The following is an 18,154-nucleotide window of genomic DNA, read 5'->3' as shown; positions in this document are numbered from 1 at the left end:
CATGGCCGCATCCGACATCACACCCGGCGTGCCGTGCCGGTTGCTGGGCGCGCTGCTGCATTACCCGGGCGAAGAGGTGAGCGAGGCGCTTGCGGAGATCGAAAGCACGCTGTTCGACACAGCGCGCATCGATGGCCCCGCACGCCGGGAGCTGGCGGTCTTTTTCGCCTATTGGCGCGAGCGCGACCTGCTCACGCTCCAGGAGAACTACGTTGCGCAGTTCGACCGGGGCCGTGTGACATCGCTCTACCTGTTCGAGCACGTCTACGGCGAGTCGCGCGACCGTGGGCAGGCGATGGTGGACCTCATGCAGACGTACGAGCGCAGCGGCATCTATCTTGCGCCCGGTGAGCTGCCCGACTATCTGCCGGCGTTTCTCGAGTACGTCTCGGTGTTGCCGGCATCCGAAGGCGTGGCGCGCCTGAAGGACATCGAGCATTTGTTGCAGGCGATCGACGCCGGGCTTGCGAAGCGGGGCTCGCCATACGCGGGGCTCACGCGGGCGCTGCTGTGCCTTGCGGGGGCGGCGGCACAGCGCCGGACGCAGGCGACTTCCGCCCACGTGGACGATGCCGCACTGATTCCCGAGGCGAAGGACTACGAGGCCATCGACGCCACCTATCAGGACGCCCCGGTGCGCTTCATGGGCGCGGGGCATCCCGGCGCCCAGGGCAGCACGGTGGGCGAACCGATCCAGTTCCACGCGCGCCGTCCCGGGCGCTGAGTCCGGAAAGCAAGGAGTGTGACCATGCAAGCTTTCTTTCATCAATTCGTGTTCGGCATCTATCCGTACATCTGTCTGACGGTGTTGCTCGTGGGCAGCCTGATTCGCTTCGACCGCGAGCAGTACTCGTGGAAGAGCGACTCGTCGCAGTTGCTCAAGCACGGCATGCTGCGTCTGGGCAGCAACATGTTCCACTGGGGCATTCTGGTGGTCGTGGCCGGACACTTCGTCGGTTTCCTCGCGCCGCACTGGCTGGTTTCGCCGTTCCTTTCCGCTTCGCAGCACCAGTTGCTGGCAATGGTCGGCGGCGGGGCGGCGGGCGTTGTGGCGATCATCGGTCTGACGATTCTCATCGTCCGGCGCATCGGCACCCCGCGCGTGCGCGCCACCAGCCGCGCCTGGGACATCGTGATCGTATTCATGCTCTGGTTCCAGCTCGCCCTCGGGCTGGGCACGGTACTGCTCTCGATGCGGCACATGGACGGCGCCATGTTCGAGCAACTGACCGACTACGTGAAGGGCATCGTCACGTTCCAGCCAGGCGTTGCCGCGCTGCTCGAAGGCGTGCCGCTGACGTATCGGGTGCACATCGCGCTGGGCTTCACGATCTTCCTCGTGTCGCCGTTCACGCGCATGGTCCATATCTGGAGCGGCCTGGCGTCGGTCATGTATCTCATTCGCCCGTATCAATTGGTGCGCAAGCGCTGAGCGCGCCGTGCGCGACAGGTCATCACACCAGGAACGCTGACCATGCAAACTGTGACGACAGATGCCCGCGCGCCGCTGCGCGTGAACGGCGTCGAGATACTTCCGCAGGCCATCGACGAGGCCATCGCCGAGCTGGCCGATGCGTCTCCGGCCGTGGGCGAAGATTCGCCATCCGGTGTCGAGCAGACCGCTCGCTACGCGCTGGCCATTCGCGAACTGCTTCGCCAACGCGCACTCGAGCTGGACCTGACGTTCGACCCCGGGCGGCCCGAGGCCATGGCCGATGCGGTGTTCGCCAGGGACGTCGTGACGCCAGTGGCGAGCGTCGAGGAATCGCGCCGCTATTACGAACAACACCCAGAGCGCTTCACGAGCGGCGAACTCGTCCACGCCAGCCACATCCTGTTCGGCGTGACGGGACGTGCGCCGCTCGCGCTGATACGTGCCAAGGCGGAAGAGACCCTGAACGACATACTGAAGGCACCCGATCGGTTCGAGGCCATGGCGCGCGAACGGTCGAACTGTCCATCGGGACAGGTTGGCGGCAGCCTCGGACAGCTCGAACGCGACAGCGTCGTGCCCGAGTTCGCGCAAGGCATCTTCGGCACGGACGAGACGGGCGTACTGCCGCGCCTCATCAAAACGCGCTTCGGATTTCATCTGGTGCGCATCGATCACCGGGTGCCCGGCACACGGATTCCGTTCGAGGCGGTGCAGGACGACATCGCCACGATGCTCACGGAGCAGGTGCGCCTGCGCGCGACGCGACAGTACGTGCTGCTGCTGGCCTCGCAGGCGGCGCTCGAAGGTGTGACGTTCGCGCCGGCCGATGGGCCGCTGGTCCAATAAAGGAGACGGCATGGACACCGCACGCGTTGCCGCTGCACCCACGCTCACCGAGGGCTCGCCTGCGCCGGGGGCGCGCGCCTATTCGGTACTGTTCGCCAGCACGCTGGCGTTTCTCGTGTGCTTCGTGGTCTGGATGATGTTCGGGGTGTTGGGCATCCAACTGCGCGAGGACCTCGGGCTCAACAGCACGGAGTTTGGCCTGCTCACGGCGACCCCCGTGCTCACGGGCGCCGTGATGCGTCTGCCGCTCGGCATCTGGACCGATCGCTTCGGCGGCCGCATCGTGATGACCGTATTGCTCGTCGCATGTGCGATTCCGGTATTCATCGTGAGCTACGCCACGCAATTGTGGCAGTTCCTCGTCATCGGGCTGTTCCTGGGGTGTGTCGGGGCGTCGTTCGCGGTGGGCACGCCCTATGTCGCCCGGTTCTTCCCGCCGGCCCGGCGCGGCTTCGCGATGGGCTTCTTCGGTGCCGGTACCGTGGGCGCCGCCGTCAATCTGTTCATCACGCCGAGTCTGCAGGCGGCTTACGGCTGGCGCATGGTGCCGCGCATCTACGCACTCGCGCTGATCGTGACCGCGGTGATCTTCTGGCTGGCGTCCGCCCCCGACCCTGGCGCAGGGAAGAAGGGGGGCTCGATTCTGGCATCGTTCAAGGTGTTGGGGAACGTGCGTGTCTGGCGGCTGTGTCAGTACTACTCGATCACCTTCGGCGGCTTCACCGCGCTTTCGCTGTGGATTCCGCAGTACCTGAAGGCCGAATACGGCATGACCGTGGTGATGGCCGCCGCCGTGGCGGCGGGCTTCTCGCTGCCCGGATCGGTGTTGCGCGCGGTGGGCGGCGTGCTTGCGGACAAGTTCGGGGCGCACGCCGTGACCTGGTGGTGTTTGTGGGTCGCGTGGATCTGCCTGTTCCTGCTGTCCTACCCGAAGACCGACTTCGTTATTTATACGATCGATGGACCGCAGACTTTCCACATCAGTGTGACGGTCGTGGCATTCGTGCTGCTCGCGTTCGTTCTCGGCGCCGTGTTCGCATTCGGCATGGCCTCCACGTTCAAGTACGTCGCCGACGAGTTTCCCGAGAACCTTGGCGTGGTAACCGGCATCGTCGGCCTGGCGGGCGGGCTGGGCGGGTTCCTGTTGCCGATTCTGTTCGGTGCGCTGCTCGACATTCTCAAGATCCGGTCGAGCTGCTTCATGCTGATGTACGGCATTGTCTGGGTCTCGCTGATCGTGATCTATCTGTCGGAAGTGCGGCGTGCCCGGGTGATGTGAAGCGTCGCGCGGGGCGGGCCGGTTACCCGGGGGGCAAAGAAAATCTTTGCGCAAGCCCTCGGCGCAGGCTATCGTGGCGCTGGAGGCCGGTTGGCGGGGGCTACGGCCGGGAGCGGTTTAAAGGTTTGCTTTGAACGGCCGTTTACCAAATCAATTACTCGTTGGGCGTTCATGTCGATTCCGGCCGTTTTTCTCAGCATCGCCATTTTGTCCTGTGTCATGGGCGTGGCGGTGCTGGGTTCATTGTTCAAGGCGGAGGTGCCGGGCATCCGCCTGTGGTGTGTCGCGAGCGGGCTGCTTGCGCTGGTTGCGGCGCTGCTGCTGACCAGCAAGAGCAATGCCGTGGTGGTGGTGGCGACCGGTCTGCTGATGGTCGCCTCGATGCTGGGCTTGCGCGGCTTTCGTCAGTTCCTGAGGGCGCGTGTGGCCGTGCCCGCCGAATATGTCGCGTTCGGCGTCATCCTCGGCATGCTGGTTTACTGGACGTTCGTCTCACCGCACGTCAACGCCCGCAGCGCGATGGTGTCGGCCTTCATTGCGTACGTCCGCTTCCAGATCGGTTGGGAGGTCCTGAAGTTCCGACCGGCGGGACGCCCCAAATATGCCTACTATTTCGTCTCGATCGCGGCCATCTCGGGCGCGGTGATCCACGCAATTCGGGCGCTCGCCTATGCGTTCGGTCTGGCAAACGAAACCGAGTTTCTTCAGCCGACCCCCCTGAACATCGTATTTCTCGGCATGGCCACGTTGACCTTGCCCTGTCTGTCCGTGGGCATGGTGTTGCTCGCGCACGACAGGCTGGCCGACCGCATGGAGCGTCTGGCAACGTTCGACGACCTGACCGGTGTGCTGGCACGCCGCGCGTTCATTGCGCGCGCCGAGGCGGTCGCGGCGGCGGCAGCGGCCGGCGGCCCGACGTTTTCCCTTGCCATTCTGGATATCGACAATTTCAAGAGCATCAATGACCGATACGGACATGCCTCGGGCGATTGCGCGCTGGCTCACGTGGCGTCGGTGATCGCCAGGGCCGTGCGCGATACCGACATCGTTGGCCGCATCGGCGGCGAGGAGTTTGCGCTGCTGCTGCCGTCGGAAACGAAGGAGGAGGCCGGTCGGGTGGTCGACCGGCTACGTGCGATAGTCGCCGCCTCAGGCACCTGTGTGCCCGGCCGCGAGGCGGTGGCGACCCTCAGCGCCGGCGTCGACGCATTTGTCGAGGGCGACACGCTTGCGACCGTCATGGGGCGTGCCGATGCGGCACTGTACGCCGCGAAGGCCAACGGCAGGAATTGTGTGGTGGTCGCGCCGGCGCACATCCTGACGGATCATCAGGACGCCGACGACCCCGACTGGCATTCTCGGCAACTGGCCTGAGCGGTCGGCGAGCGCTGCCCGCGACACACTCGACGTCAGCGAGTCACAGATCGCCTGGACCGGACCCACGGGGCGACGCCGCATCGACGCAGCACACGATGGCATCGACGCCATCGTCATCGCGACTCAGATAGACGTGTCCCACGCCGCTGTCGAAATACAGGCTGTCACCGGGCGAGAGATCGAACCGCTCGCCGGTCTCGAATTGCAGACGCAACCGGCCCGACAGCACGAACACGAACTCCTCGCCGCCGTGGCGAATGTAATCGGGAAAGTCCTCGAGGCGGCGCGCCATGATATGCGCCCGCATGGGCACCATGCGCTTGTGCGGCAGATCGCTGGCGATCATGCCGTAGCGATAATTCGGTGTCTCGTAGTTGGGTTGCGTGCCGGCGGCGGTGAACGACGGCGTCGTTGCCCAGTTCGGCTTCTCGTGGCCTGCGCCGAAGATCGACGCATAGTCGAGTTCCAATGCACGTCCCAGCGCACCGAACTTGTCGTAGGTGAGGGCGATGTCGCCCCGCTCCGCCTTGGAGATGGTCGACACCGCGATGCCCGACTGCTCGCTCAGGTCTCGCAACGTCCATCCCCGCGCCTTGCGAGCATCGCGCAAACGCCGTCCCACCTCGCCGTGGCCGACTGGTGGGCCGCCGGCTTTTCGCGGCGATTTCGCGAGCGAGCGCTTTCGGGGAGACGAATCGGCCATGGGGTGTCGTGCCAGGAAAGATGTCAAAAATTCTCGTATACGAGAAACTTGGTTCTCATATATGATAATTGCGTTGCGCGAGCATACCTGACGCGTCACCCATTCGTGAAGGGGTTTCCATGAAATTCGATGTTCTGGTGCTGGGCGGCGGCATCGTGGGGGTGTCGACGGCCGTCCATCTGCGACAACGTGGGCTGAGCGTGGCGCTCGTCGACCGTCAGGCGCCGGGGCGCGAAACGTCGTATGGCAATGCAGGGCTGATTCAGCGCGAAGGCGTCTATCCGTATGCTTTTCCCCGCGACGTTCCGACCTTGCTGCGATACGCCCGCAATCGTTCACCGGATGTTCGGTATCACCCTTCGGCGCTGCCCACGATTGCGCCATTCCTCGCCCGATACTGGTTTCATTCCGCGCCGGTCCGGCACGCCGCCATTGCCCGGCATTACAGCACCCTGATCGAGCATTGTGTTTCCGAGCATCGTGCATTGATCGAACGCGCAGGGGCGGGGGGGGGGCTCCGGGAGGGCGGTTGGCTGAAGATTTTTCATCGCCAGGGGGCGTGGGAAGCGGCGCAACGAGAAGCCGAGCGCTGGCAGCGGGAGTATGGCGTGCCGTTCGTGTCGCTCGATGCCCGGCAACTGCAGCGCGACGAGCCGTCGCTCAGTGCGTCGCTCGTGGGCGCCTTGCGCTACACGGCGTCGGATTCGGTGAGCGACCCGGGGGCGCTGGTTCAGGCGTACGCGGCATATTTTCAGTCGCTCGGTGGGCACGTGCTGATTGGCGATGCGACCACGCTCGCGCCACAGTGGACGGTGAAAACCGGCGAAGGCGAAATTGAAGGGCGTCATGCCGTGGTCGCGATGGGGCCCTGGTCGGATACGGTGACGCGGCCGCTCGGCTATCGGTTGCCGCTGGCCGTGAAACGGGGCTACCACATGCATTACGCCTCGCAGCCCGGCGCGAAGCTGAACCAGCCGGTGCTCGACGCCGAAAACGGCTTTCTCATCACCCCGATGACGCGCGGCATTCGGTTGACCACGGGCGTCGAGCTGGCCCTGCGCGACAGCCCTCGCACGCCCGTGCAACTCGACGCCGTCGAGCCGATGGCGCGCGCGCTTTATCCCCTCGCACAGCGTGTCGACGACACCCCGTGGATGGGGGCTCGCCCGTGCACGCCCGACATGATGCCGGTGATCGGCCCGGCGCCCCACCATCGCGATTTGTGGTTCGCTTTCGGCCACGCGCATCATGGACTGACGCTGGGCCCGATCACGGGGCGCCTGATCGCGGAGATGATCACCGGCGCGCCGCCGTGCGTCGATCCCGGGCCGTTCAGCGCCGCGCGATTCTGACATCCCGCGACGCACGGTCCTCAGGCCAGCGTCCTAGGTCGACGCGCGCTTGCGGGGCGTCGGCGCCGCAAGTCTTTCTGCTTCCGATGGGAAATGAGGGGCCTAGCGCTTGCGCAATCGCAGTTGTGGCCCGCCTAAGCAGAAACCCTGAGTCGCAATCGACTTGACAGCGATAATTTGTCCATCGATGGTATACAGAATACTGAAAAAGAGTGTTCCATCATGACAAACCCCACAGTCGAGATGCTCGGCGACAGCATCGGGTCGCCGAAGTCGTCAGATACGACACCGTGGCAATACGCTACGGTGAGCGCCGCACAGGCGGCGCTGCGCCGCCGGGAAGTCACATCGGAGTCGCTGGTGGCGGCGTGTGAAGCGGCCTGGCGCAGGTCCAATCCGGCGCTCAACGCCATTGTGGTGAGCGACTTCGCGCGAGCTCGCGAGACGGCGAGTCGACGCGATGCCGAATTGCGCGCGGGACTCGTTCGCGGCCCGCTGCATGGTGTGCCGTTCACGATCAAGGAGTCGTTCGACGTGAAGGACTGGCCGACCACGGTAGGCGATCCGGCGTTCGCGAACAATATCGCGGGCCGGCACGCCAGCGTGGTACAGCGACTGACCGACGCCGGCGCGGTGCTGTTGGGCAAGACCAATGTGCCGTTGTGGCTGCGCGACTGGCAGAGCTACAACGAGGTCTATGGCACCACGCGCAATCCGCACGACCTGCTGCGTACGCCTGGCGGATCGTCGGGAGGCAGCGCCGCGGCGGTCTCGAGCGGGATGGCGTTCTTCGATGTGGGATCCGACATCGGATCCTCGATCCGTAATCCCGCGCATTACTGCGGCATCTTCTCTCACAAGAGCACGCACGGGCTCGTGCCGCTCGACGGCCACGGGCTGCCGGGCGGTGTGACGTTCCCCGACATCAATGTGGCGGGTCCGCTCGCGCGGAGCGCGGCGGATCTCGAGGCGGTGCTGTCGGCCATTGCCGGACCGTCGGCCGAGGCAGCCTGCGCGGTACGTTTCGAATTGCCGCGCTGTCACGCCACCGATCTGCGCGAGATCCGTTTCGGCATCCTGCCGAATCATCCGATTGCCGAGGTCGACGCCGAGGTGGAGCAATGCCTGGTGAGCCTCGGGCAGGACCTGGAACGGCGGGGTGCGCGGGTGCTGTGGAACGCACGGCCATCGCTCGACGCCGCGGAGTTGATGCGCGTCTACACGCTGATGTTGCGGGCGTCGACCTGCGGCTACCTTGGTGACGACGCCTTCGCGTCGGCGATCGCAGCAGCGCAGCAGACGCCGGCCGACGACACGCGTTACGCGTCGCTCCAATACGTGGGCGCGGTCATGCGACACCGCGATTGGCTGCGTCTGCAACCGTTGCGCGAGCGCTTCGCGGCGGCCTGGCGCGAGTTGTTCGAGCGCGTCGATGTGCTGCTGTGTCCCGTGGCGGCAACGCCCGCGTTCGTGCTCAACGAGGCGGGAGCGCCGTGGCAGCGCACGCTGGACGTCAACGGGCGGGCGCAGCCGCTGACGACGCAGCTTTTCTGGGCCGGCCACTCCGGCTTGTGCGGCTTGCCCTCCAGCGTCGCCCCCGCAGGGCGCACGGCGCAAGGGCTCCCCGTGGGCGTTCAGATCGTGGCGCCGCTGTATCACGATCTGCGCTCGATCCACGTAGCCAGATTGCTCGAAGCCGCCGGCTACGCCTTCGTTCCACCCGCCTGACCTTTTTTCACAACACCCACGACCCACCAAGGAGGACACCTTCATGTCCTGGCTCAATTCGCTATCGAGAAACGAGAAGCGCGCCTTCGCCGGCACGTTCATCGGCCATACGGTCGATGTGTACGACTTCATGATCTATTCCTTCCTCATACCGGTGCTGCTCACGAGCTGGAACATGAGCAAGGCCACCGCGGGCAGCATCGTGACTTACACGCTGATCGCCTCGCTGGTGGGCGCCATCGGCGCGGGCCTGCTGGCCGACCGCTACGGGCGCGTGCGTATCCTGAGATGGACCATCGCCATCTTCGCACTGGCCTGCTTCGGTTGCGGCCTGACCAATTCGCCCACGCAACTGGCCGTGATGCGCATCATCCAGGGCCTGGGGTTCGGCGGTGAATCATCGCTGTGCATGGTGCTGGTCATGGAGACGATCCGCAATCCAGCCCACCGCGGCAAGTTCTCGGGCTTCACCGCAAGCAGTTATTCGTTCGGATGGGCGCTGGCCGCGCTCGCATACAGCGCGATCTTCAGTTGGCTGCCCCCCGAAACGGCATGGCGCGTCTGCCTGTTCGTCGGCGTGGCGCCGGCGCTGATGGTCGTCTGGCTGCGTCGCAATCTGGAAGAGCCCGAAGCGTTCACGCGCACGATGTCGGAACGGCGTCAGACGAGCCCGCTCAAGACGATGCGCGGCGTATTCAGCGGACACCTCGCGGCCCGCACGCTGTGGTGCAGCCTGCTCTCGGGCGGCATGCTCGGCTCCTACTACGCGATCGCCACCTGGATGCCGACCTGGCTCAAGACGGAACGCGGATTGTCGGTGACGGGCACGGGCCTGTGGCTGGCGATTACCATCGGCGGCTCGCTCGTCGGCTACGCCGTGGGCTCCTGGGCGACCGACAGGCTCGGCCGGCGGCCCACTTACATTCTGTTTGCCATCGGCGCATTCGCGATGAGCATCGCATATATGCTGGTGCCGGCGCCCATGCCGGTGATGATGGTGCTCGGCTTCCTGATGGGCGTACTGATGCAGGGCACGTTCGCCGGCGTGGCCGCCACGATCTCAGAGACGTATCCACACGAAGTGCGCGCCACGGGCTATGGGGTGGCCTACAACACAGGCCGGGTCATCGGCTCGGTGTTTCCTTTCATGGCCGGCTGGCTGGCGAGCGGTCATACCACGCTCACGCTCGCCATCCCGATCGTTGCGGCCGTGGGCTATGGACTGGTCATTGTCGCCGCCCTGATGTTGCCCGAGACGAACGGCATCCCGCTCGACGCCATTGATCCCGTGAACGTCGGCGAAGGTGCTTCGCAGGGTGCCCACGCGTCGGTCCCTGGCGCGATCGGCCGGGCGGCGGACTGAAATCACCGTCTGTCGCATCGTATGCTTCGCAGCGTTTCTTCCGTTATCTGAGATCCGAGGCGCGGGCCGTCCCGCACGGGCAATTTTGTTGTATTGGCATTTTCGGAAAAACTGTATACAGTGTACCGAAATAACCTATCTATCCGCTTCGGGCGCCGCTTGGGGCTCGCAGCGGGTCATCCACTCAAAATCAAGGAGCAAGTCATGGCTGAACTGATGGACCGCGAAACCTTCCGCGCGGCACTCGAGGACGCAATCAAGGGCAAGAGCGCGAACAAGGCGCCGTTCAGCGTCGCGTGGGCGAGCGGCAAGCTCACGCGCGCGCATCTCGCACGCTGGGCGGAAAACCACTATCACTACGTGGGGCCTTTCGCCGACTACCTCGGCTACCTGTATGCCCGCACGCCGGACCACATGACCGAGGCCAAGGACTTCCTGCTGGCGAACATGTACGAAGAGGAGATCGGCGGCGATCGCCATACCGACCTGTTGATCCGCTTTGCCGAGGCGTGCGGCACGACCCGCGAGCGCGTCGTCGACCCGGACAACATGTCGCCGACCACGCGCGGGCTGCAAAGCTGGTGCTACGCGGTGGCCATGCGTGAAGATCCGGTCGTGGCAGTCGCCGGACTCGTGGTCGGCCTGGAGTCGCAAGTGCCGTCGATCTATCGCAAGCAGACGCCGACGCTTCGCGACAAGTATCAGTTCACCGACGAGGAAGTCGAGTTCTTCGATCTGCACATCGTCTCGGATGAGATCCACGGCGAGCGTGGCTATCAGATCGTGCTGGAGAACGCGAACACGCCGGAGTTGCAACAGCGCTGCCTCAAGATCTGCGAGATCGGCGCGCAAATGCGGTTGCTGTACACGACCGCGCTCTACTACGACTACGTGGCGAACGAAGTGTCGTTGCCCGAGCTTGGGCTCGCCGCCTGAGCGGTGTCCTGCCGCGCCGTCGCTCGCCGGCGGCGCGGGTGCCGAAGACCGCATGACTTCCTGCAGGACACTGCCTTCATGACGACTGTTCCCACATTCCTGAACTACATCGACGGCGAGTGGTGCGCGAGCCGATCGGGCGCGACCTTCGCGAATCTGAATCCCGCCGACACGCGCGACGTCGTTGGCCACTTCCAGGCGTCGGACGCCGCCGATGCGAAAGCCGCGGTGCTCGCGGCCGCCAAGGCGTTTGACGCCTGGAAACGCCTCTCCATGAGCGCACGCGCGAAAATCCTGATCGATGCCGCCGCTTATCTCGAGCGTCACGCCCAGCCATTCGGCGAGGAGCTCACGCGCGAGGAGGGCAAGCAAAAGGCACTTGCGCAGGACGAATTCCTGCGCGCGGCGCAGACGCTGCGGTACTACGCCGTCGAAGCGCAGTCGTATGGCGGCGAGACATTTCCGAACGACGATGCCGGAATGACCGTATATACGCAGCGCGAGCCGCTGGGTGTCGTCACGGTGATCTCGCCCTGGAACTTCCCTGTCTCGATACCGGCGCGCAAGATCGCGCCGGCCCTGGTGTGTGGCAACACGGTGGTATTCAAGCCTGCCTCGGATGCGCCGCTGAGCGGCTTGCGCCTGACTGAAGCGTTTGTCGAAGTCGGCATTCCGAAAGGCGTGCTGAATTTCGTCACCGGCAGCGCCTCCGCAGTGGGCCCGACGCTCGTCGGCGCGCGCGAAGTTCGGGCCATTTCCTTTACCGGTTCGACGACCGCCGGCGAGCAGATTCACCGGGCGGCGTCGATGTCGACGCGCACGCAGATGGAACTCGGCGGCAAGAATCCGTTGATCGTGCTCGATGCGCGAGATATCGATCGCGCGGTCGACCTGACCGTCAAGGGCGGATTCTCGCTGACGGGCCAGGCATGCACGGGGACCAGCCGCGTGTTGGTCGCCCGCGACATCCGCGCCGTCTTCGTCGAGCGACTGGCGGCGAAGACCGCGACGCTCAAGGTCGGCAATGGCATGGACACGGGCACCGACATCGGCCCGCTGGCCACCGCGGGACAACTGCAAACGGTGCTCGAATACATCGAGATCGGAAAGCGGGAGGCCACGCTCGTGTGCGGCGGCGAGCGGCTCTCGCACGGACCCTTCGCCAACGGCTTTTTCGTCACGCCGGCGATTTTCTGCGATGTGCCGCGCAATGCCCGCATCGCAAGGGAAGAAATCTTCGGCCCCGTGATCGCCGTGATCGACGTCGACGACTACGCGGACGCGATTTCCGTGGCGAACGACAGCGACTACGGCCTCGCGGCTTCGCTTGTCACGCAGGACGCAAGCCTGATGCACCGGTTCGCCAGCGACATCGAGGCCGGTACGGTCAAGATCAATCGCACGACGACGGGCAATCTCGTGAACGCACCGTTCGGCGGTCTCAAGCAATCGAGTACGGCCACGTTCCGGGAGTCCGGTCGTGACGGCCTCGAGTTTTACCTCCAGATCAAGACGGTGTATCGCGGCGTTTGACGCCCGGTCCGCCAACAACTCATCTCATACGCCATGAAACCCTTTTTCAAGCTCGAACTCGCCGAGGCCCGTCACATGATCGCCGCGGCCGTCGCCCGCTCTCAGGAAATCGGTGTCCTCGAATCGATCTGCGTGGTCGATGAAGGCGGATTTCCGCTCGCCCTCGAACGCATGGATGGCGGGCGTATCACCGGACCGCAGATTGCCTGGAACAAGGCGTTCACCGCCGCGGGGCACAAGCGCTCCACGCACCTGTTCACCACGCCGCCCAATGGTCCTGCGCTGCCGGGCAACGAAGCCTTCGGCATTCAATGGAGCTTCGAGGGACGCTTTGCCGCGTTTGTCGGGGGGTTCCCGATCGTGGTCGATGGCCAGGTCGTCGGCGGCATCGGTCTGTCGGGGGGCAATGGCGAGCAGGACACCAAGGCCGGTCTTGCCGGGCTCGCGGCGTTGCAGACGCTGCTGCGCGAGAGCGGACGCGAAGTCCTGGTGCAGCCCGACATCAAGCTCTGACGGAGGGCGGCCCGTGAGCTATCGAATCACATGGATCGAGGCCCAGTGCAGCTTCGAGGCAACGCCCGACGAATCCGTGCTCGATGCCGCACGACGCGCAGGCGTCGTGTTGCCCTCGGCGTGTGAGTTCGGCGGCTGCGGGACGTGCCGCGTGAAGCTCTCGCAGGGGCGGGTGCGCTACGAGGCCATGCCGGACGCGTTGTCACAGGAGGAGGCGGACGCAGGCTACGCGTTGCTGTGCCAGGCACGGGCATGCTCGGACCTGCTGCTCAGCACGGAACGCGTGCTTGACGCCCCGGCGCCGGTGCGCCGTCGCCAAGTGCGCGTGGTGCGTAAGCAAGCGTTGAGCCCGGACGTCACGCGCCTGGTGCTCGCGTTCGATGACGGCGAGCCCTGGGTATTTCGCCCCGGGCAATACCTCAACGTGTTGACCGGCGATGCCGGCCCGCGCAGTTTCTCGATGGCCTGTCTGCCGGATCAACGCGCTGGCGAGGTCGAACTGCACATCCGGCGGATCGACGGTGGGCATTTCACTCACATGCGTTTGAGCCGCCTGCATCCCGGCGACCGGCTCGAAGTGGAGGCGCCAATGGGCGGCTTCGGCTATCACGAGGAGGATTACCGCCCGGTTGTGATGGTGGCGACCGGCACGGGCATCGCCCCGCTGCGTAGCATGCTCGGGCAGATGCTGGCGAGCGCAGACGCGCCGCCCGTCGAGTTGTACTGGGGCGGGCGCACCCACGCGTCGCTCTACTTGCATGACGAACTGACGGCGCTCGCGAGCCGGCATGACGATTTTCGCTATGTTCCGGTCCTCTCCCGGCCCGAAGGCGTGTGGAACGGCGTGCGCGGCTATGTACAGGATGCCGTGCTCGCCGACCATCCCGACCTGTCCGAACATGCGCTTTACCTCTGCGGCTCGCCGGTCATGATTGCGGATGCGCGTCGTGCGTTTCTCGCGAATGGCGCCAGCGTGCGTTACCTTTATGCCGACAGTTTTACGTTCCAGCATCACATGCCGGTGGTCGCGGCGGCCTGACGCGGGATCGCCTCGCGACGGGACGTGGGACGTGGGGCGATTTAACGGGCCGGATCGGTTGAGGGGGCGGGGTTCGCCCCCGCTTCCTTCTGCCGTGTATGGCCGCTCAGCGCGCGCGCTCGATGTGAGTGCGGTAGGCGAGGGCGGCCAGCGCCACGTCCTGCAAACCGAAGCCCACGGCCTTGTAGACGATGATGTCGTCGCGATGCCGGCGGCCCGTCGTCAGGCCCTCCATCACGTCGCCCAACTCGGCAACGTCGTGCCAGTTCACCAGCCCCGGCGCGGCCATCAGTAAGTCGCCTGCCTCCTCGCGCGCCTGATCGCGCAACTCCACCACGATTCGTGCGGCGCGGGCCAACGTTGCATCGTCTGTCTCGCGTGTGTGCGGCAGGCTCGAGCCGATGGCGGCGACAAATGCGCCCGGCGACAGCGCGCGACCGTCGAACAGCGGAGTGCTCGCCCGTGTCGCGGTGACAATGATGTCGGCGCCATCGAGTGCCTCGTCGGTCGATACGGCGCTTGCCGTGACGCCCATCGCGCGGTATGCCTCGTCGACTGAGGCAGCCAGTGCGACGTCGCCTTCGATGCCGACGATGCGCAACGCTTGCACGCCGGCGAACCGGGCCAGTGCATGCGCGTGCGCCGCGCCTTGGACACCCGTGCCGAAAATCGCGGCCGTGCGCGCACCGGGCCGCGCCAGCGCGCGCACCGCGAGTATGGTCGTCGCGGCCGTGCGCAAGCGCGTGATCGCATTCGCGTCCAGCGTGGCAAGGCAGGCGCCGTCCGACGCGCGGAACAGCACGATCACGAAATTGAACTGGCCGCGAAGGGTGGTGTAGACCTTGGCACCGGCAACGTCCGCGCCGGGCAGTACGGCACCGAGCGTAGAGAGCTTCGTGCCCTGGGCTTCGGTGCGAACGCGGCGCTGGACCGCCGCCGCGCCGCGTGCGAGTTCGCGAAACGCGCTCTCCAGCGCGGCAATGGCTTGCGGGAAGTCAATCAGGTTGTCGATCTGTGCGTCGGTCAGATGGATCATCGGAGTCGGGAGAGTCAAGAGTGAATAACGAGTATACGGTATACGATTGATTCGATTTTCTCAAATCCCGTGTCGGACGAGGCACGTGAATTCGGGGGTTTTCGCGTGGCCCACGACAAAATTTTCTGAATTTATTTATTTTGGTATACAGTATTCACGAACGCGCTACACTCTTGCAAAGACCGCGCTTCGCAGCGTGCAGCGGTCGTCCTGGTGAAAGGAGGATGCATGCCAGTTGTCGTATTTCGCAGTAACGGGCAGACGTATCGGGAAGAGGTGAAGGTCAATACCAATCTCGTCGTCCGCGCAGGTATCAAGCAGTTTCCGTTTCCGCATTTGCGCTACGAGTGCGGCATGGGCAAGTGCGCACGGTGCGCTTGTCGGGTGCTCGCCGGCGGCGAGCATCTGCCGGCCCCGAACTGGAAAGAGAAGAAGCAACTGGGAGAGCGGCTTGACGCCGGGTATCGGCTGGCGTGCCAGCTGTGGATCGAACACGACATCGAGCTTGCGCAGGACGAAGCGCCGGCGACGCTCTGACATCCGGGCAGCGAGGAAAACGCATGTATATCGTACTTACCAGCCGCCCGGGGCAGTACCGCAGCGAACCGACTCCGGGCATCACCCCGGTCGAGACACATGACTACTTCTACGGCGCGCGCCACGTGGCGGCGTTTGTCGTGGCCAAACTCGACGGTACGTCGCGCGTGCGCATTGTCGATGAGGCCGACCCGGACCGCGCGAATCTCGTGCCAACGAAGTTTTTCGAATCCTTCGACAGCGTGTCCGAGGCCGTCGCATCGCTCGAAGCGCTGGTCGGGCGCGATCACGCACAAGCGCGGCTCAGCCGCCGAGACAAGGAGACCTCCCATAGCACCATGGTTCAGATCACGTTCATCACTAACGGCGGCAAGACGGTGGAGGCGGCACCCAACAGTAATCTGCTTCGCGTTTCGCTTCGGGAGAAGGGCGGCATTCCCTTCAAGTGCGGCGGCGGGCTGTGCGGCACTTGCCGTTGTCGCGTGGAAGCCGGACGCGAGCATACCGACGACGTGAAGCCCAAAGAGCGCCGTCATCTCAGTCCGGAGGACCTCGCGAACGGTTACCGAATGGCCTGTCAGACGTTCGTCAATGGCGATGTGAGCGTGTCATGGTGAGCGAATCCTGCGTCATGGGCGCGCCGTTCGGCGCATTGTCGCCGGACTGGCAACGTCGGATGCTGGCGCTCGGCCCACGCTGGAACGACGACATCATCGCCCACCGCAAGGCGGTCATCGATTGTTACACGCCGATATTGGCGGTCGCGCCCAAGAGTCCGCACGTGGAGCGCAACGTGGCATACGGCGGGCATGCCCGTCAGGTGCTCGACATTTTCGCGCCGGTCGCCGCGTCCCCGGGCACGCCTGCGCCGGCCTTGCGCGAAGCGGTCGTGTTCGTGCACGGCGGCGCGTTCGTGCGAGGCAACAAGAGCGTCAATGGCGAGATTTACGATAACGTGTGCCACTGGTTCGCACGGCAGGGAAAGCTTGCCATCAACGTCGAATACCGTCTGGCCGACGAAGCACCGTGGCCGGGCGGGGCGCGGGACGTGGCGCAGGCGATTGCGTGGGTGCGCGAACACGCCGACGACCTGCAAATCGACACGTCGCGGATTTTTCTCATCGGCCATTCGGCAGGCGGTACCCACGCGGCCAGTTGTCTGTTCGATCCTGCGCTGAGCGGGGCGTGCGGTGGCAACGGGCATGGTGTTGCAGGACTGATTCTCGTGAGCGCTCGCCTGTTTGCCGATGTCGACCCACGCAATCCGAATGCGGCGCCCGTGCGTGCGTATTTCGGCGCCGATGAGACCCGGTATGTCGAGCGCTCACCGCTGACCCACGCGGCGCGCGACCCGGTGCCGACGATGATCGCCATTGCCGAGTATGAAAACCGCTTCCTAGACGAGTATGGTGCGGCGCTCTTCCTGACGTTGTCGCGCGCGCGTGGCGTGGCGCCACGCTTCGTGCAGATGCGCGGGCACAATCACACGTCGATCGTCGCGCATTTCAACTCCGGAGAGGATTGGCTCGGACAGGAGATGCTCGCCTTCATGGCATCGGTGCCGCGTTGATTCCGGGCGGCGAAAGTGGCCGCCAAATCGTGTACAGTCTACAAAAAGCCGTCGCTGCTATAAAATGCGGCGTTTGTCGTGGCGCCACGGGCCTTCGAATGACCGTCCGTCGGCGCGGAACTGTCGGTTTTTGGAGATTGGAATTATGGTGCGGGGAGCCACAGGCGCAAACGGTCGCGAGCCGATCATGCACCAACAGCTGTCGGATCTGGTGATTGCCCGACTGCGCGAGTCGATCACGTCGGGCGTATACAAGCCCGGCGACCGTCTCGTGGAGGGGCGAATTGCCCAGGAGCTCGATGTATCGCGCGTGCCGGTGCGCGAGGCGCTGCGCGCGCTTGCCGTCGAGGGGCTGGTGGAAGTGCGGCCCCGCCACGGTGCCGTCGTCGCGTCGTTCGATCCGGCAACGGCGCGCGAACTGGTGCAGATTCGCGCCACGCTCGAAGGGCTCAATGCGCGTCTGGCTGCCGAACATTGCACGCCGGAGTTGGTCCGGCGCATCGAAAAAGTGCTGCAGGAAGGCAACGCCAAGGTCGCCGCGGGCGAGACCTCCGGCCTGCTCGAGCTGAACGCCCGCTTTCACGACTTGCTTTATTCGGCCGGCGCCAATGCGATGCTCGCCGAGCTCATGCGCTCGATGCGGGACCGCTCCCGCATGTTGTTCGTCAATGCCAGCGACGAGGAAGTGCGCATTACGTGGGAAGAGCACGCCGCGATCTTGAGAGCCGTTCAATCCGGCGATGCGGCGTTTGCCGCGTTGCTCGCCGAGCGCCACGTCACCCGCGCCGCACAGTACTATCTCGACAATATCGCACGCTGACACGCTCACACGCGTGCGTTCGGAATCCCTACATCATCGAGAGAATTTCCACGGCCGGCGGCACATTCGCGCCGCCACGGCGACAAT

General features: G+C 64.9%; 18 protein-coding genes. 16 read left to right on the top strand and 2 right to left on the bottom strand.

Annotated features, from left to right (window positions below):
- Position 1 precedes the first annotated feature (1 nt).
- The 5 genes from narJ to W930_RS26335 all read left to right on the top strand — a co-directional run bounded on the left by narJ (position 2) and on the right by W930_RS26335 (position 4,934).
- Positions 2 to 724 (top strand): nitrate reductase molybdenum cofactor assembly chaperone, encoded by a 723-nt coding sequence (narJ, locus tag W930_RS0106200; RefSeq protein WP_023874383.1) that lies wholly within the window; start codon positions 2 to 4, stop codon positions 722 to 724.
- A gap of 24 nt (positions 725 to 748) precedes the next feature.
- Positions 749 to 1,432: a respiratory nitrate reductase subunit gamma gene (gene narI / locus W930_RS0106195; protein ID WP_023874382.1), complete on the top strand. Its 684-nt coding sequence runs from the start codon at positions 749 to 751 to the stop codon at positions 1,430 to 1,432.
- Between the two features lie 42 nt (positions 1,433 to 1,474).
- The gene (locus W930_RS0106190) at positions 1,475 to 2,281 is read left to right on the top strand and encodes a peptidylprolyl isomerase (protein WP_023595937.1); all 807 of its coding nucleotides are present in this window, start codon (positions 1,475 to 1,477) and stop codon (positions 2,279 to 2,281) included.
- Between the two features lie 10 nt (positions 2,282 to 2,291).
- A complete protein-coding gene (locus tag W930_RS0106185) occupies positions 2,292 to 3,560 on the top strand; it encodes a nitrate/nitrite transporter (protein ID WP_023874381.1) in 1,269 nt (422 codons plus the stop codon).
- A gap of 171 nt (positions 3,561 to 3,731) precedes the next feature.
- On the top strand, positions 3,732 to 4,934 hold the full coding sequence (locus W930_RS26335) for a GGDEF domain-containing protein (RefSeq protein WP_023874380.1): 1,203 nt from the start codon (positions 3,732 to 3,734) through the stop codon (positions 4,932 to 4,934).
- Between the two features lie 43 nt (positions 4,935 to 4,977).
- Here W930_RS26335 and W930_RS0106175 read toward each other — a convergent pair whose 3' ends face one another.
- The gene (locus W930_RS0106175) at positions 4,978 to 5,640 is read right to left on the bottom strand and encodes a helix-turn-helix domain-containing protein (protein WP_023874378.1); all 663 of its coding nucleotides are present in this window, start codon (positions 5,638 to 5,640) and stop codon (positions 4,978 to 4,980) included.
- Positions 5,641 to 5,759: 119 nt separating this feature from the next.
- Between W930_RS0106175 and W930_RS0106170 the strand changes: the two genes are divergently transcribed.
- From W930_RS0106170 to W930_RS0106140, 7 genes are all read left to right on the top strand, one after another.
- Positions 5,760 to 6,992, top strand: coding sequence for an FAD-binding oxidoreductase (locus W930_RS0106170; RefSeq protein WP_023874377.1), 1,233 nt, complete (start codon positions 5,760 to 5,762; stop codon positions 6,990 to 6,992).
- A gap of 222 nt (positions 6,993 to 7,214) precedes the next feature.
- The gene (locus W930_RS26330; RefSeq protein WP_023874375.1) at positions 7,215 to 8,720 is read left to right on the top strand and encodes an amidase; all 1,506 of its coding nucleotides are present in this window, start codon (positions 7,215 to 7,217) and stop codon (positions 8,718 to 8,720) included.
- A gap of 43 nt (positions 8,721 to 8,763) precedes the next feature.
- Entirely contained in the window at positions 8,764 to 10,083 is a 1,320-nt protein-coding gene (locus W930_RS26325) for an MFS transporter (RefSeq protein WP_023595943.1), read from the top strand.
- A 204-nt stretch (positions 10,084 to 10,287) separates the two neighbouring features.
- Complete coding sequence (locus W930_RS0106155; RefSeq protein WP_023595944.1) at positions 10,288 to 11,019, top strand: TenA family transcriptional regulator; 732 nt, start codon at positions 10,288 to 10,290, stop codon at positions 11,017 to 11,019.
- A gap of 78 nt (positions 11,020 to 11,097) precedes the next feature.
- Positions 11,098 to 12,552, top strand: a complete 1,455-nt coding sequence (locus W930_RS0106150) for an aldehyde dehydrogenase family protein (protein WP_023874374.1) — start codon at positions 11,098 to 11,100, stop codon at positions 12,550 to 12,552.
- 33 nt (positions 12,553 to 12,585) lie between these two features.
- Positions 12,586 to 13,065, top strand: coding sequence for a heme-binding protein (locus W930_RS0106145; RefSeq protein WP_023595946.1), 480 nt, complete (start codon positions 12,586 to 12,588; stop codon positions 13,063 to 13,065).
- Between the two features lie 13 nt (positions 13,066 to 13,078).
- Positions 13,079 to 14,104 (top strand): 2Fe-2S iron-sulfur cluster-binding protein, encoded by a 1,026-nt coding sequence (locus tag W930_RS0106140; protein ID WP_023595947.1) that lies wholly within the window; start codon positions 13,079 to 13,081, stop codon positions 14,102 to 14,104.
- A gap of 106 nt (positions 14,105 to 14,210) precedes the next feature.
- Here W930_RS0106140 and W930_RS0106135 read toward each other — a convergent pair whose 3' ends face one another.
- The gene (locus W930_RS0106135) at positions 14,211 to 15,140 is read right to left on the bottom strand and encodes an ornithine cyclodeaminase family protein (protein ID WP_023595948.1); all 930 of its coding nucleotides are present in this window, start codon (positions 15,138 to 15,140) and stop codon (positions 14,211 to 14,213) included.
- Positions 15,141 to 15,368: 228 nt separating this feature from the next.
- On the opposite strand from W930_RS0106135, the gene W930_RS0106130 reads away from it, so the two are divergent.
- The 4 genes from W930_RS0106130 to W930_RS0106115 all read left to right on the top strand — a co-directional run bounded on the left by W930_RS0106130 (position 15,369) and on the right by W930_RS0106115 (position 18,067).
- Positions 15,369 to 15,677 (top strand): 2Fe-2S iron-sulfur cluster-binding protein, encoded by a 309-nt coding sequence (locus W930_RS0106130; protein ID WP_023595949.1) that lies wholly within the window; start codon positions 15,369 to 15,371, stop codon positions 15,675 to 15,677.
- A 338-nt stretch (positions 15,678 to 16,015) separates the two neighbouring features.
- Positions 16,016 to 16,294, top strand: a complete 279-nt coding sequence (locus tag W930_RS0106125; protein ID WP_023874373.1) for a 2Fe-2S iron-sulfur cluster-binding protein — start codon at positions 16,016 to 16,018, stop codon at positions 16,292 to 16,294.
- The gene (locus W930_RS0106120) at positions 16,288 to 17,247 is read left to right on the top strand and encodes an alpha/beta hydrolase (protein ID WP_024788781.1); all 960 of its coding nucleotides are present in this window, start codon (positions 16,288 to 16,290) and stop codon (positions 17,245 to 17,247) included. Before W930_RS0106125 ends, W930_RS0106120 begins: the two co-directional genes overlap by 7 nt.
- Positions 17,248 to 17,392: 145 nt before the next feature.
- A complete protein-coding gene (locus W930_RS0106115; RefSeq protein ID WP_023595952.1) occupies positions 17,393 to 18,067 on the top strand; it encodes a GntR family transcriptional regulator in 675 nt (224 codons plus the stop codon).
- Positions 18,068 to 18,154: the final 87 nt, after the last annotated feature.

Source organism: Pandoraea sp. E26 (assembly GCF_000681415.1).
Taxonomy (GTDB): domain Bacteria; phylum Pseudomonadota; class Gammaproteobacteria; order Burkholderiales; family Burkholderiaceae; genus Pandoraea; species Pandoraea pnomenusa.
Note: the sequence above shows the minus strand (reverse complement) of the source record. Positions and strands in the feature narration are given on the sequence as shown.

Bases quoted from the DNA above. Each gene is read 5' to 3' on its own strand.
- narJ (WP_023874383.1), top strand. From the start codon at position 2: ATGGCCGCATCCGACATCACACCCGGCGTGCCGTGCCGGTTGCTGGGC.
- narI (WP_023874382.1), top strand. From the start codon at position 749: ATGCAAGCTTTCTTTCATCAATTCGTGTTCGGCATCTATCCGTACATC.
- W930_RS0106190 (WP_023595937.1), top strand. From the start codon at position 1,475: ATGCAAACTGTGACGACAGATGCCCGCGCGCCGCTGCGCGTGAACGGC.
- W930_RS0106185 (WP_023874381.1), top strand. From the start codon at position 2,292: ATGGACACCGCACGCGTTGCCGCTGCACCCACGCTCACCGAGGGCTCG.
- W930_RS26335 (WP_023874380.1), top strand. From the start codon at position 3,732: ATGTCGATTCCGGCCGTTTTTCTCAGCATCGCCATTTTGTCCTGTGTC.
- W930_RS0106175 (WP_023874378.1), bottom strand. From the start codon at position 5,640: ATGGCCGATTCGTCTCCCCGAAAGCGCTCGCTCGCGAAATCGCCGCGA.
- W930_RS0106170 (WP_023874377.1), top strand. From the start codon at position 5,760: ATGAAATTCGATGTTCTGGTGCTGGGCGGCGGCATCGTGGGGGTGTCG.
- W930_RS26330 (WP_023874375.1), top strand. From the start codon at position 7,215: ATGACAAACCCCACAGTCGAGATGCTCGGCGACAGCATCGGGTCGCCG.
- W930_RS26325 (WP_023595943.1), top strand. From the start codon at position 8,764: ATGTCCTGGCTCAATTCGCTATCGAGAAACGAGAAGCGCGCCTTCGCC.
- W930_RS0106155 (WP_023595944.1), top strand. From the start codon at position 10,288: ATGGCTGAACTGATGGACCGCGAAACCTTCCGCGCGGCACTCGAGGAC.
- W930_RS0106150 (WP_023874374.1), top strand. From the start codon at position 11,098: ATGACGACTGTTCCCACATTCCTGAACTACATCGACGGCGAGTGGTGC.
- W930_RS0106145 (WP_023595946.1), top strand. From the start codon at position 12,586: ATGAAACCCTTTTTCAAGCTCGAACTCGCCGAGGCCCGTCACATGATC.
- W930_RS0106135 (WP_023595948.1), bottom strand. From the start codon at position 15,140: ATGATCCATCTGACCGACGCACAGATCGACAACCTGATTGACTTCCCG.
- W930_RS0106130 (WP_023595949.1), top strand. From the start codon at position 15,369: ATGCCAGTTGTCGTATTTCGCAGTAACGGGCAGACGTATCGGGAAGAG.
- W930_RS0106125 (WP_023874373.1), top strand. From the start codon at position 16,016: ATGGTTCAGATCACGTTCATCACTAACGGCGGCAAGACGGTGGAGGCG.
- W930_RS0106120 (WP_024788781.1), top strand. From the start codon at position 16,288: ATGGTGAGCGAATCCTGCGTCATGGGCGCGCCGTTCGGCGCATTGTCG.
- W930_RS0106115 (WP_023595952.1), top strand. From the start codon at position 17,393: ATGGTGCGGGGAGCCACAGGCGCAAACGGTCGCGAGCCGATCATGCAC.